Source organism: Microcystis sp. M090S1 (assembly GCF_020246295.1).
Classification (GTDB): domain Bacteria; phylum Cyanobacteriota; class Cyanobacteriia; order Cyanobacteriales; family Microcystaceae; genus Microcystis; species Microcystis aeruginosa.
Map to the genome: position 1 here is coordinate 1 of NZ_JADBTF010000035.1, position 14,606 is coordinate 14,606.

The following is a 14,606-nucleotide window of genomic DNA, read 5'->3' on the forward strand; positions in this document are numbered from 1 at the left end:
AATAGGCTTTTCGAGGGTAATTCTTGTTTTAATTCTCCATGTACGCAGTCTTTAAAAGCCTCTATTTCGTTCCAAGACACGATTAAGAGTGGCTTTTAGGCTAAGTATAATTACTCATCGCGTAAGTGAGATGCTCCCAAAAGATCAAATCCCTGAGAAGCTTTTACCGGTCGCCGCGAAGATTACCAATGAGGTATAACAAAGCCATTCTGACAGCGACACCACTGGTAACTTGTTGGGAAATCAGACTAAAATCGGGATCGTCCATTAAATCGGAACTAATTTCCACTCCCCGATTCACAGGACCGGGATGAAGTACCTTCACCCCCGGTTGACAGGATTGCAAACGAGGACGAGTAATGCCAAAACTTTGATGATATTCCCGTAAACTGGGCAAAAGATTGGCAGTCATGCGTTCTTTTTGCAGTCGCAGGGTCATCACAAAATCGGCCTTTTCTAAAGCTGGTTCTAAATCCCAGTGGAGAAATAGGCGATCGCACAATTCCCCAAAATATTTCGGCAGTAGGGTGGGGGGTGCGGACAGATGTACTTCCGCCCCAGCCGTGGTTAAACTCCAGATATTGGAACGAGCGACACGAGAATGGAGTATATCCCCAACAATAGCGATTTTTTTACCCTCTAACAGTTCTAAACGGGGATTGTCTTCATCTAACAGACAACAGATCGTAAACAGGTCTAAAAGTCCCTGGGAGGGGTGTTCGTGTTGACCGTCCCCAGCATTAAGAATACTGACCCCCGACTGCAAACGATCCATTTCTGCGGCAATTAAATCGGGAACTCCCGACTGTTGATGTCGGATGACAAAGATATCCGTACCCATGGCCACATAGGTTAAAGCGGTATCGAGAATCGTTTCACCCTTAGTCAAACTGGAACTACCCGGGGCAAAATTAAGAACATCGGCCGAGAGACGTTTCGCCGCTAGTTCAAAACTACTACGGGTGCGGGTGGAAGGTTCAAAAAAAAGATTTGTCACCACTTGTCCCTGTAGGGCCGGCACTTTCTTGGTACGTCGGGAAAGAACTTCACGAAAACTAGAGGCCGTTTGTAGCAGGGTTTGGTATTCTTCCGGTTGCCAGTCTTGCAATCCCAAAATGTGGTGTCGGAGCCAAGTGAAAGCCATAGGCGTTAAGGAGGCGGTAAAAACGGCAAATTTCGTCTATGCTATTCTAGGATTTCTTTGCATCAGGTTAATAAATAGGGTTTATGAGAATTAATTTTTCCTTCTGTCAGATCACTCTTGCGATCGCTTTATTTCTCAATCCCTTGCCGGCGATCGTTGCCCAGACTGCCACCTCTGGGGAAATGGTATCACCGACCACGGGCATTAATTACACTCGCCTGAAAAATTTCCTCGCTCAACAAAATTGGCGGCAAGCTAACGATGAAACCCGTAATTTAATGCTGAAAGCAACCGGACGGGAATTACAGGGCTGGTTTACCATGGAAGACCTGCAAAAATTGGCCTGTTGGGATCTGCAAAAGATGGATCAACTCTGGAAAGAAGCTTCCGGGGGTCGTTTTAGTTTCAGTACCCAATTTCGCATTTTTATCGAGACGGGTAATCGACCGGGGCGCTTAGTGGCGATCGAAAATTTTCAAACTTTTGGCGATCAAATCGGTTGGCGTAAAGATGGTGATTGGATTATTTTTAAAGAAAATCTTAACTATACCCTCAATGCTCCCGTCGGTCATCTGCCGGCGCCCCGGGACGAATATCAGATCGCCGGTGGTCGCCTAGAATACACCACCCTCGCCCAAAGATTAGTTACCTGTAATATTGTTAGCTTAGGGCAAAGCAAACAATAGACCTCTTGTAAAAATCAAAAATTGTTGTTAGGGTTAGGAGTCAGTAGTCAGTAGTCAGTAGTCAGTAGAATTAAGAATGAACAATAATCAATTAAATAGTCTATTGACGGATTTTAGGCAATTTAATCCTTATTTTTGCCGTTTTTGAACCCTCAAAAATTAATTATGCCAGAGGTTTAATAATCACGCTGATCAATTCTGTAGAGTAAAATTTAAGGAAAAGCTTCTCTCCTCATCTTCCCTTTTTTTCCGATTTACTAGCACTTTTTCTGCCAAAAACCCCTAAATTTAACAATGATTAAACGATCCGTTAACGTATCGAGAGCGATCGGTTCGTCGATCGCCGTTTCCCTAATTATCACCGGTTGCGCCCCCCAAACCCCCCAAGCCACTGGACCGGCGGCTGTTCCCGTCAAACTGCAAACCCTCGGCACCGACAAATTAGTGCAAAGTAGCGAATTTGTGGGTACTTTGATCGCCCAACAGCGTGTTAGCGTCTCCCCTCAGATTACCGGTCGGATTCGGACTATTTTCGTTAAATCTGGCGATCAGGTAACTCAGGGACAAAAAATCGCCGAATTGGATCCCGAACAACAACAGCAACAGGTAAACGCCGGCATCGGCCAGGTAAATTCGGCCAAAGCGAATCTCAATGCGTCTGAGGCGGATTTAAGGCAAAGACAAGCGCAAGTGAGGGCAAATAAAGCCCAAATTGCCCAGAATCGGGCAAATGTGGCCAATGCGGAAGCTAATGTTAAAAGTCAGATCGCCACCTTGAGCGCCGCCGAAGCTGATTTACAGAGAGCGAGAGCTAATTTAGATTTAGCGGAAAAAAACCTAAAAAGAGCCGAATTTCTGGTCAAACAAGGCGCACAGCCCCAACAGGACTTAGATGATCGCCGCCGCGACATTCAGGCCGCCAGGGCGGAAGTAGAGTCCCAGTCTAAAAATCGTGATGCGGCCCGTCAACAGGTGACGGCGGCTAGAGCTACCCTACAGGCAAACAAAGAAGCATTAAATATCGCCATTCAAAACGAATTAGCGTCACGGCAACAGGTGGCGGCGGCAGCGGCAACAGTGAACGGTCGTCAAGCGGCGGTAGCCAGCACTGAGGGGCAATTAGGGGCGACGCGTCAGAATTTAGTTTTTAACACCATTACCGCCCCGATTGATGGTTTTGTCGGCGATTTTAATCAAAGAAAAGTCGGCGATATTATCTCCCTGGGTGAAGAATTAACCTCGTTGACTAACAATAAAACTTTGGAACTAAATGTGCAGATTCCCGTGGAATTACAACCGCGTCTGCGCGTCGGGCTGCCCGTGGAAATTATTAATCCCGATGGCAGTGCGGGGGTTCGCGGTCAAGTAACTTTTATTTCCCCCACCGTTTCCCAAGCTACCCAATCGGTTTTAGTGAAATTTTCCTTTACTAATGATGGCAGTCTTCGCAATAACCAATATGTGCGGGCGCGGGTAATTTGGGATCAAAAACCGGGGGTATTAATTCCCACCACGGCAGTGACTAGCATCGGGGCGCAAAATTTTGTTTTTGTGGCCGAAAAAGAAAAGGCTAAAGAAGGTCAAGAGAATGCCGAGGAGCGTTTAGTGGTCAGACAAAAACCAATTCAAGTCGGCACAATTCAAGGGCAAGCTTATCAGGTTATTTCTGGAGTAAATCCCGGGGAAAGAATTGCTATTAATAATATTCTTTCTCTCCGAGATGGTACAGCTATAACTGTTAGTCAGCAGTAATTTTTATGAGTAATTCGATTACCGTTCGTCCCCTGTCAGCGCAACTAATTACCGCCGAGAGTTTCCGTCCCTACGGTCAATTAATAACCTCTAGTCATGATGGAAAACCGTTTGATAAAAGTGATGCACAACTACATTTAAAAAACGGGGTGCCACGCTTTTATATTATGCGGTTACAGACTCGCGGACGTAAATTTAATCGAATTACTCGTCATAGTCAATGTACCCAATGTCTCGGTTCTTTGGGGGGACAAGAGTGGTTTTTAGGAGTGGCCCCCCCTAGTCCTCATCCTCAACCGGATTTAGAAAAATTAAAGGTTTTTCGCATCCCCGGCGACTGTTTTATTAAATTAGAGGTGGGAACTTGGCACGCTGGCCCACTTTTTGATCAACCGGCGATCAATTTTTATAATCTCGAATTGAGCGATACTAATATTGTCGATCATTTTACTTATAATTTTGCCCAAGAGCAGTCAATAGAATTCGAGATTGTTGATTGAAAAAAATATTTTTTTACCTAGGGTTTGCTGAATATCGGTGAAAGCTGACAGGGGGACAACGTGAGTTCGATGAAGTTAAAAAAGGGCAGAAGGTAGAGCAGGTAAGCCTTTTGTCGATGCCAAGTCAATGACCGATCTTACTTTTCCCGCTAAGTCTGAAAACGATGACATAATCAGGGTTTCAAGCTCTCCACAGTTTTCAATAAGCTAGTCTTAATGACAATAAGCGACGAGAGAAGAGGACTTCGAGATAGGGGGAAATCAAAGGATCGCTCAACTAAAAAGATAACGGGAAAAGTCAGAATGACTGATAACTTATTCCTATCGGAATTTTTAACACTTCTGCATAAATCACAGGTCTTCTAACGAAAATATAATATACACCTCCAAAACCAAAATGCAGAACTTATTGAGACAGCTAAGGCGAAACCGCAAAAAACCGCTAATCTTTGGATTATTTGGCGCAGCAGGATGTCTGGTGACAGAGATCTCACTGAGTGAAGTTTACAGCGTTTCTCGTAAAGGTGAAGTATAGATTAAACCTTGCCGAAGTAAGGATTTCAGTCGCAAAAACCTACCTCATCTATCGGATAAACTTTGTATCTCAATACCACAGTTTTGATGACTCCAAGACAATAATTAATCATTTCGAGGACTGACATTATGATCATGCACAATAACCACTCACAACAAATTCCGGATAATTCTCAAAAAATTCAATCCACTATTCAACAGTTTCAGGAGTACTTCGCTATTTATGAGAGTGTTTTTCCTTATCTACCTATTAAAGACACGGAGAAATCCTCAATTGAAAAACGAAAAGACTGGATTAGTAAGTTGAAACAAACAGAATTTCATGTCGCTTTTCTCGGTTCTTATTCGGCGGGAAAATCAACAATAATTAATGGAATTTTAGGACGAGAAATTCTCCCTGAAGCCAATAAATCAACGACTGCATTTCCAACTATCGTTAAAAAAGGAGAAAAAGACCAAGCCTTTATTTACTTTATGGATGACAAAGCGCAAACGATACTTTACGATAGTTTTATAACTGAAATTGGTCACAAAATTGGTAAAAATCTGTCAAGGGAATCTCATGAACCTCTGGGAAAACACTTTCAAAGTATTGAGGAAGCCATTAAACAATATGAAACAGAAACTGGAAGTTCTATCGATCAACAAGCTTTAAACAAAATTAAATTGCTTATAAGAAATTTGGTAAATCCAAATCCAGATTATCAAGGAAGAAAAGAAATTCAACTATCAGAACTTGGCAACTATGTAGAAGGCTATGAAGGAGCAATTTATGTTGATAAAATTGAAGTGTTTTTAGAAAATTTGAATATTGCGGACGGCATTGTATTGGTTGATTTACCAGGACTAGGGGTAGACAATAAACGCCATGAAGAATTCACTCAAGACTACATCAAAGAAAAAGCAAAAGCTTTTGTCGTTTGTATCAACCCTTTCAATGTTCTTCAAGGGAAAGAAATAGAATTTTTAGCTGAAATCAATAAGCAGAATCCAACGATTATTCAAAGAGCATTTTGGGTTATTAATCAATGGGATTTACCGAATAATACTCAAAAACTAGAAACTATTAATAGCTTTAATCAAAGGGTTGGCGACTATAATTTTACCATTAAGGAAGAGCGGAAATTTCAGACTTCTGCCCTCAACTATTTATTGTTAAAGACAATTGCTCAAGGAACAATTAACCAAAGTCAAAAATTACGAGGACATCTTGACAATTTGCAAAAAATTGGCTTAGAAAACGAGCCTTCTAAGGATCAAGCTAAAGACTTGCTCCTTCATCACCGGGATATTGTTCCCTTTTCCCAATTCCTTGAATCTCTATATAAATATTTGAATAAAGAGGCAAAAGATGAGTTTATTGCAGATGCGAGAAAAGAACTTCTGGAGATTATCCGTAAATTAGAGCGATTGTTGAAAGAACCCTATCATCAATATAGTCAAATCTCCAATCCTCAAGATGACATGAAAATACGTGCTGTTAGTTCACAATCTCGGTTTTTTATAGATCAGTTGAAGAAAAAAGTTAAAGAATTTTCCCAACAAATTCGCACGCACGAAGATAGTCAATTTTGGAAAGAGTCTGACACCCATGAAGTGATTCGAGAACTTGACAAAAAAATAATGCAAATAGATAAAAAAGAACTGAAAAATTATCTGAGTGAAGGACTAGATATTAATGGTCATATATCTAGATTACCTAATTTTGTAACTGAAAAAATCAAACTGACTTCATCGATGAGAAAAAAATTAATATCGGTAGTCGATATTCCTTTTACCCAGCGATTAAGTACACTTCTCAGTGATTTACAAACCATTAACCTAAGTTATTTACCCGAAGAAGTGTTAAAAAAACTAGAAGATAACCTTTGTGAACGAGATATTTCGATGAGATTAAGTGGTCTAGCTGATGCTTTATTCTATCAGTATGGAGACGAGCTTGAGACGATTGGATTGAGTCTCAAAGACTGTAGTGGTCAGACATTTTCTGAGCGTTTAGATCAAGCCCTAAAAATGTATAAAGATAAACTGGAAGAATGCACAAAAAAACTTGTCAAAGAGTTGAACACAAATATTTGGTATAGCCTGAAAAATCATGCAGAATATTTGGAAGAAAAGTTACTGGAACTATTTAATGATTGCCAAGATGAAATATCCAGTCAAATTGCCCAAACTATCAAGCTTGATGAGGCTATTGCTTCTGAAGTTACTAAACAAACTACGATCACTAATAGTTACGAAAAACTGATTACTTTAAAAAGCTCAATTAAGAGTAGTTTAGAAACACAAATCCCTGTAGAGGTTGAACAATTTACTCGCTAATTGACTGTTTATTCAGCAATGCCTTTTTTTGTGTACTTTTGTGACAGCTTTGGCATAAATCACAGGTCTTCTGGCGAATAGATAATATAGTCCCCCGAAATTAAAATGCAGAACTTATTCGGCCAGATCAGGCGAAATCTCAGAAAACTCCTAATTTTTGGATTATGTGGTGCGGGAGGATGTTTGGTAGCGGCGATCGCACTAGGAGAGGTTTTTCTCACGGTGACTGAACGTCCGCCGATTGTCGAACAGAATCCTCAATCTGTCGTAATGTTGATTGATACCTCCGGCAGCATGAACGATGACAATAAATTACAAGAGGCGAAAAATGCCGCTAAAGCCTTTATCGAGCGACAGGATCGGTCGGTTAATCGCTTCGCGGTGGTCGGTTTCGGCAGTCAGGTTCAAATTGGCACAGGACTAACCTCCGATTTAGCCACCCTCAATCAAGCCATTGACAATTTATCTGATGGTGGGGGGACAAGAATGGATTTAGGACTGGCAACGGCGATTGAGCAACTAGAGTCTAGCAGCTCCGATCGTCATATCTTGCTGTTTACAGATGGACAACCCGCCCCGGCTCCTTCTCCAGAACAAATTGATATTATGATTGTTCTCGACGTTACTAGCAGTATGAATGAGGAGATCGCCGGAGTACAACAAGGCATCCAAAACTTTGCCCAAGAACTCAAAAAACGGAAACTTGATGCTCAAATAGGCCTAATCGCTTTTGGCGATCGCTTATTTGGCGAAGAGCCGCAAATTCTCAATTTTGATGGTTCTGTATTTACCCCTGATAGCGATCGCTTTAGTGAGCAAATCGGCAGCATTCAACAGGTTAACGGCAATGATCCGCCAGAAAGTAGCTTAGATGCTCTGGCATTAGCTGCCCGTCAGCCTTTCCGTTCCCATGCAACCAAAGTCATACTGCTGATTACTGATGCTCCTCCTTTAATACCCGATCGAGAAATTCCTTCTTTAGAAGCAACCACTAATGTTTTAAAGGAAAATCAAATTGCTCAACTGCACTTAGTCATTCAACCTGATGATCGCGCTACTTTTGAACAACTGCAACTCTCCGCACCTGGAGAAACCTTCTTACTCGGTGAAACCGCCGCAGGACGACAAGGATTTGAAAGTGTACTCCCCACCATCGGTAAAGCCATCGCTGAAACAACCCTGAAAGAAGAAGATCGCCAACCGATTGTAGAGGCGACCCTAAACATCGGTCAAACTGCTCTGAGCCAAAAAATCAATATTATTGCCGTCGGAACAGGAGATGCCGATCAAAACTTTCTGACTCAACTGACGGGAGAAGATAAAAAAGTCTTCTATGCTAATTCCGGAGAATTTGACCAAGCCTTTCAATCTGCGGCAAAACTTATCTATGATTCGCAGCTGATCGGAGAACAAAAGCAAAATCAAGGAATTTTATACACTTTACTCAGCCAATCTCTTCCTAAAAATCAACTGCAAACCCCTCAATTTAGATTTATCTATGATGCCTTGCGGACGGGTGGCTGGACGGCTATCCTGTCTGTGGGCGCTTCTTTAGCGTTAATTGTCGGGCAAAACCTCTATCAACGTCGTCGCCGCCTTCTTTCCCTGGGCGAGACAAGCATCGGTACAGTGGGGGGAATCGTTGCTGGATTGGTTGCCGGTAGCTCAGGACTCCTTGTCTCTCGTTTTCTCATTCAAAGCATTCCCACCCTAGCCACGGGGGGGCCACTTCTGGGTTGGACGATTTTAGGGACAATGCTTGGCGGCGGCATGGCTCGTTTTGTCCCCAATCTGAAAATCGGCAGGGCGGTATTGGGCGGGTTTCTCGGTGGCGCGATGGGAGGAATGGGTTTTGTTTTGCTGACTGGAGCGAGTAATGAGATCGTCGGACGTTTAGCAGGTTCAGCGATTTTAGGTTTTTGTATTGGCATGATGATCGCTCTTTTGGAACTGCTGACTCGACAAGCTAAACTGATCGTGCATTGGAGTCCTACGGAACAACGAGAATTTTTATTAGGCTCTCGCCCGATCATTTTGGGCAGTTCCTCGGAAGCCAATATTTACTTACCCAAAAAACAGGGTTATGCCCCGATCACGGCTCAGGTTTTTCAAAAAGGGGAAAACATTATCATGCAGTATAACTCGTCTTATGGACAGGCCAAGGGAATGAAAAAACTAGAGCATCAATTAAAGGACGGTGATCGCCGGAAATTTGGACAGATTACGCTGGAGGTAAAAACATCGCCCGAACCATCCAATCGAATACTATCAACTCATTAATCTTAAATCTTATTTTGGCAGCCCAAATGGTAGTCTATAAATTCTTTCTTAACCTGAAAAATTCGCCAGAAAGATATGATTATCCTCTAGATCTAACCGCTGATCAGGAAAATAATCCTGAAACTATCTTCACCAAGGAAATTCGCCAAGCAATCCGAAAACATTTTCAAGCAAGAAGCTCATGCTCTATCAACGATCACCCTCTCAATCAAATTATCGCCGCTTGGGTCGAAGATATCCGAGAAGGCTATCGAGAAACTGTCCTGACCCTAGATTTACCCCTACTGAGCGAGTCCAACATTGAAAACATCCAAGACGAAGGAAATCAAGAGTTACCCCCTCTTTTTGCCCCCGATTTAGGGGCTATAGAACCCATGGAGGGAATGTTTCCCCCTTTAGAAGACATTTTCAACACTTAACCTATTCTCTGAAGGAAATTTTAATGCTTAACGTATCTATTACCCCCCATCGAGAATTTTTACCGGCCGATACTCCAGATCAGCGACTGTTTATTATGCTGAAGTTGCGACCAACCCAAGAAGTTGCTCAAACCCGTCCTTCTACTACCTTTGTCTTTCTAATTGACACCAGTGGCTCGATGTACGAAATTGTGGCCGGCGATTTTCAACCCACCGGTGAAACTTATATGCAAGATGGGAAGGAATACACGAGAGTGGTGGGCGGCATTGCCAAAATCGACATGGTTATTGAGTCGCTTCGCACCCTGATTAATTCAGGACGCTTCACCCCGGAAGATCGGATTGCCCTGATCCAATTTGACGATCAAGCCTCTACTCTGATTGGCTTAACACCAGTTACCCAAACCCGTCAACTGGAAGATGCGATCGCTAAACTGCGAAATTTTAGCGGTGGGACTTGTATGGGAAGAGGCATGAATCAAGCCCTGGCTCTCCTAGCTAATCAAAGCATGACTAGCCGCCATATCATGATTTTTACCGATGGCGACACCTTTGATGAAGATGATTGCCAAAACTTAGCCCAACAATTTGCCAGTCAAGGGATTTCGATTACGGCGTTGGGTGTGGGCGAGTTTAACGAAAACTTGCTCACAGACATAAGCGGCAAGACGGGAGGGCATTGCCGTCACATTGTTCCAGGAACGGCTAGTGGTAACGATGTTTCTATTACCGATCTTCCCAACCTTCTACTGGCAGACTATCAGCAAGCCCAGCAAGAAGTGATTAACAATCTTGTCCTCAGCTTAAAAACTGTTCAGGGAGTCAAACTGCTGCGCGTTACCCGTGTTTATCCCGATTTGGCAGAATTTTCTTTAAATCAAGCTCCCTATCCCATTGGTGCCGCCAAAGCAAAGGATGAAACCATCTTCATCTTAGAATTTGCTATCGATAGTCGTCCTAGTTCAAAAATTCGTCTGGCTCAACTGGGCTTGACTTATGACATTCCTGGCTTAAACCGACGGGGGGAATTACTACCGCAGAACGTTGTTGTCCAGTTTGTGCCTGGACAGGGGGGGACAGCGCAGGTCGATCAAGAAGTTATGGGATACGTTCAACAACGCAATATTTCCCAATTAGTTGACGACGCAACCCGCATGGCAGAGAGTAACCCCCAACAAGCTGAAAAACTCCTGGAAACTGCCCGTCGTATCACAGTTCAAATTGGCAATGATGCTATGCTCGAATCTCTCAATGAAGGGATTGAAGAATTGCGAAAAACTCGTCAGATTTCCTCTGGAACCCGCAAAACCGTGAAAATGGGATCGAGAGGAAAAACTGTCAAGATGGGCGATGACCTCAACGACGATCTCTCGGAAGAAACTATTCGGAAACTAACCGGTACTTGAGCAGACTTCTGGCACCGAGTCAGGCAACAGTAAGATTAATTTCAATCTAATTAATTCCTCTTATATCCCTCAAAAAGGAGAAAAACCAATGGCTATTGTTTGCAAAGTTTGTGGCTACGATCAAAACCCCCAGGGAGCAGAATACTGTGATGCTTGTGGTGCAGAATTGACCCCATCGACACCACCTACACCTCCCACACCTGTCATCCCCGATCCCATCCCAGAACCCACACCCATGCCAATTCCCCAACCGATTGCCGAGACGATAACACTCACGCCGGAACCGCTGCCCCAACCGATTACTCCGGCAATAACAACAACGGCCCGACTGATTGCCAAGCACCCTAACGCCCCGGTTGCTGAATTTTTCATTGATGGTTTTACCTTGATTGGCATCTTTGACTCGGACACCGGACCTGTGGATGTGGACTTAGAAAAATTCCCCGATAACGAAACCGTTTCCCGCAACCATGCGGAAATTTATCCCGATGGGGGAACTTGGAAAATTAAAGACCTCGGTTCTCTGAATGGGGTTTTTATTAAACCCATCGGTCAAACTCGCTTTAACGCCAGAATAACTGCCCCAACCCCTCTCAGTTCCGGTGATGAGATTGCGATCGCTAAAATTCGCTTTCTTTTCCAAACTCCTTAACATTTCTTGGGGTGGTTAGCCCCACCCCGATTGTGTTCGACTAAAGTTTTAATGGCTGCCTCTCATGACTTCACCATCTACCGAAAACTTCTCCCCCCTGCTTATTCAAGAAAAAGAATCTTTTTCTATGGCAGATTACCAGATAGAAATTATCGCCTATCTAGGGTTATTAACCGCAGATGTTTATTACTTCAAAGTCAAGTTTCAACCCATTGCCGATCTCGATGGGGAAAAGGGCGAAACATCTTCTCAATTGGGACTTTTGCGTGTCGGCTCTCTTAATAGTAGTCTCGATCGGGAACTGCAACTGAGAAAAATTCTTCAAAACTACAGCTTAATCGCTCCACTTATCGCTGATATTCAAGTAGATTCAGCTATTATTAATCCCCTATCAATCAAGGAAAAATCCCAGGAGGTAGATGAAAAACAAAATGAAGATATTGCCCCTGAACAAATAGTCTCGGAAGATTCTGAATTTGTCAATATTACTTCAACAAAAGATGATGATTCTGGAGAAAATCAGTCCGCAGAAACAGACTATTTAGAAGAAGAATACTACCCAGAAACAGCAGTCGAAAACGAGACGAAACCAGAAAAACTTCTTCTGTTAACGCGATTTCCTCAAGAAAACTTGACTTTAGAAGCTTGGCTAAAAGAAGAACATTCTCAAGAAGAAGCACTAACGTTAGTGATTCAAATTTGTCAGTTATTTTCTTATATAGCTAAACAAAACTGGTATTTAATCAACCTGCTTCCCCAGTTTATAGAAATAGACAAACCCCTCAAAATCTTTGACTTAACCTGCGCTTACTCAATTGAAGAAAGCCTGACTTCTGGTGTTATCGGAGATTATTGCGCTCCTGAACTTGCGGCAAGTCGCTCTATCAATGAATCAATGAGCAGTTATACTATCGCCGCTTTATTGTATCAAACTACCCATAAAAAATTACCTCAATCTGACCAGATTATTAGTTTAGAAATTGCTCCGATTCCGCGTCTTTATCAACTGCTGAAAATTGCCTTGTCCTCTCTTCCAGAAGAACGCTTTCCCCTGGCTCAATTTCTCAGCTTATTAATCGAAACTCGCCAGTCACTGCGGAGTCTGAAAGTGCAGTGGAATATTGCCAGTTATTCAACCGTTGGACTTTCAACAGAACGCTTACAGAATGAAGATAACTACGGTGTAAGACAACAACAAATTAGTAATTTAGAAACCCTCATTTTAGGCGTTGTAGCTGACGGTATGGGGGGAATGTCCCAAGGGGAAGTAGCTAGTCAAATTGCTGTTAAAACTATATTACAAGAACCCCTTCCTTCAGAATTTAAAACAGGAGAACAGCGTAATGAATGGCTACTTAATTTATTTCAAAAAGCCAACATATCTATTGCTGATACTGTTCGTAATGGCGGAACAACTTTAAGTGTTGCATTAGCGATCAATGATAGCTTAATGATAGCCCATGTGGGAGATAGTCGAATTTATTTAATACGACAAGGAAAAATTCAACAACTAAGTGAAGATCATTCCCTGGTAGCTATGTTAGTGGCTAACGGGGAAATAACAGAAGAGGAAAGTTTAACCCATCCAGATCGAAATGTCTTACTCAAATCTATCGGTTCAAAAAAACATTTAAGTGAAGGCTATGTGCAGAATTTAAGTCGCACCACTAGCAATTTATCAATGACTTTAGAAAATGAAGATATTTTACTTCTCTGTTCTGACGGAGTTTGGGATTTAGTACCGACTCAGGAACTGGCAGAAATTTTTAGTCAATTTAAATCTTTACAAATGGCAGTTGATCAAACCATTCAAAGAGTTATTAATCAAGGAGCAACCGATAATGCAACGCTTTTAGCTATGCAATGTTTTATGACTTCTGGCAACTAAACAATATTTAATCAATCAATGAGGTGTAAATATGTCTCAAAAAAACTTGAATGTTTCAGTGTTAAAATATTTTTATCCTCTGGGTAAAAAAGTTAGAAATTTGATCATTTCTCTATCTACAATCGCTGTTATTTTATTGCTAATAGATATGGTGATTCTTAATAAAGAGTGTGAAAAAAGTGGCAAGGATAACAGTTGGGCTTGTGTGATATCCCCTATATGTGTTGAATTTTATGCTTCTATTTTTGTTTTAGCATTTACTTTATCATCTATTGAATTAGCCTTTCGCAACGAGATGCTGGAAGAGATACAAACAATATTTCAGTCGAGCGAAGCTACTAAATATCTAAAAGCAGTTCATCCTAAAGTAGCTATTCATAGAGAAATGGTTAGAAGTAATTTAAGACAACTTGATGCCCATGAGCAAATAAAAATGCTTTGCTTATCAGAAACCGTGAGAATTCTGAATGATGATGAGATTGGCAAAAAAGTAATTGTCGAAAAATTACAAAATAATTGTCAATTTAAAATTCTCACTCTCCATCCAGACTCCCTACTTTTAGATTGTTTGAATAATGTTAAATTTAACAGAGATAGACAAAACCTAGTCAACAATCTCTCACCTTTATTAAAAGAGCTATCTAGAGAATTGCCAGGGAAAGTATTGCAAGGTTCTCTAGAAGTTCGTCTGCACAAAGATGTTTTCTCACCCTTTTGTTATTTTTCAAGCAAACAATTAGAACTGATCTGGATTTACTGTTTAAATTCGGCAGGTTTTGAATATCCTGCCTTTGAGATTTTACATATTGATATTATCAAAGAAATTTCGGAACACTTTGAGACTATTTGGTCAAAAAGTTCTAGTTCAATTCTTTTTAAATTTGAAAAAGGAGAGATTATCGTTGATAAAGTCGATCATTATTTACATGGTATACAACCAGAAGATGAACAAAAATCTCAAAATAGAGAAGCAAGAGAAAATGATGAGAGTAACTTCCCTAACCAACAATAATTATAAGTCTC

11 protein-coding genes are annotated in these 14,606 nt (G+C 41.7%); 10 read left to right on the forward strand and 1 reads right to left on the reverse strand.

Annotated elements, in window-relative coordinates:
• Positions 1-163: 163 nt before the first annotated feature.
• Positions 164-1,144 (reverse strand): aspartate carbamoyltransferase catalytic subunit, encoded by a 981-nt coding sequence (locus IM477_RS01435; RefSeq protein WP_287730230.1) that lies wholly within the window; start codon positions 1,142-1,144, stop codon positions 164-166.
• Between the two features lie 83 nt (positions 1,145-1,227).
• Here IM477_RS01435 and IM477_RS01440 point away from each other — a divergent pair, with 83 nt between their 5' ends.
• The 10 genes from IM477_RS01440 (at position 1,228) to IM477_RS01485 (ending at position 14,595) form a co-directional block, all read left to right on the forward strand.
• Positions 1,228-1,830 (forward strand): GUN4 domain-containing protein, encoded by a 603-nt coding sequence (locus IM477_RS01440; protein ID WP_287730231.1) that lies wholly within the window; start codon positions 1,228-1,230, stop codon positions 1,828-1,830.
• Positions 1,831-2,124: 294 nt separating this feature from the next.
• A complete protein-coding gene (locus IM477_RS01445; protein ID WP_287730232.1) occupies positions 2,125-3,582 on the forward strand; it encodes an efflux RND transporter periplasmic adaptor subunit in 1,458 nt (485 codons plus the stop codon).
• A 5-nt stretch (positions 3,583-3,587) separates the two neighbouring features.
• Positions 3,588-4,082, forward strand: a complete 495-nt coding sequence (locus IM477_RS01450; protein WP_287730234.1) for an ureidoglycolate lyase — start codon at positions 3,588-3,590, stop codon at positions 4,080-4,082.
• 663 nt (positions 4,083-4,745) lie between these two features.
• On the forward strand, positions 4,746-6,938 hold the full coding sequence (locus IM477_RS01455) for a dynamin family protein (RefSeq protein ID WP_287730236.1): 2,193 nt from the start codon (positions 4,746-4,748) through the stop codon (positions 6,936-6,938).
• 105 nt (positions 6,939-7,043) lie between these two features.
• Entirely contained in the window at positions 7,044-9,218 is a 2,175-nt protein-coding gene (locus IM477_RS01460) for a VWA domain-containing protein (RefSeq protein ID WP_287730238.1), read from the forward strand.
• A 26-nt stretch (positions 9,219-9,244) separates the two neighbouring features.
• A complete protein-coding gene (locus tag IM477_RS01465; protein ID WP_287730239.1) occupies positions 9,245-9,637 on the forward strand; it encodes a hypothetical protein in 393 nt (130 codons plus the stop codon).
• Between the two features lie 23 nt (positions 9,638-9,660).
• Complete coding sequence (locus tag IM477_RS01470; protein ID WP_287730240.1) at positions 9,661-11,043, forward strand: vWA domain-containing protein; 1,383 nt, start codon at positions 9,661-9,663, stop codon at positions 11,041-11,043.
• Between the two features lie 88 nt (positions 11,044-11,131).
• The gene (locus IM477_RS01475; RefSeq protein ID WP_012266788.1) at positions 11,132-11,695 is read left to right on the forward strand and encodes an FHA domain-containing protein; all 564 of its coding nucleotides are present in this window, start codon (positions 11,132-11,134) and stop codon (positions 11,693-11,695) included.
• A 64-nt stretch (positions 11,696-11,759) separates the two neighbouring features.
• Positions 11,760-13,583 carry a protein phosphatase 2C domain-containing protein gene (locus tag IM477_RS01480; RefSeq protein ID WP_287730242.1) on the forward strand — a complete coding sequence of 608 codons (1,824 nt, stop codon included), beginning with the start codon at positions 11,760-11,762 and terminating at the stop codon, positions 13,581-13,583.
• 31 nt (positions 13,584-13,614) lie between these two features.
• Positions 13,615-14,595, forward strand: a complete 981-nt coding sequence (locus IM477_RS01485) for a hypothetical protein (protein ID WP_149978947.1) — start codon at positions 13,615-13,617, stop codon at positions 14,593-14,595.
• The last annotated feature ends 11 nt before the right edge of the window (positions 14,596-14,606 follow it).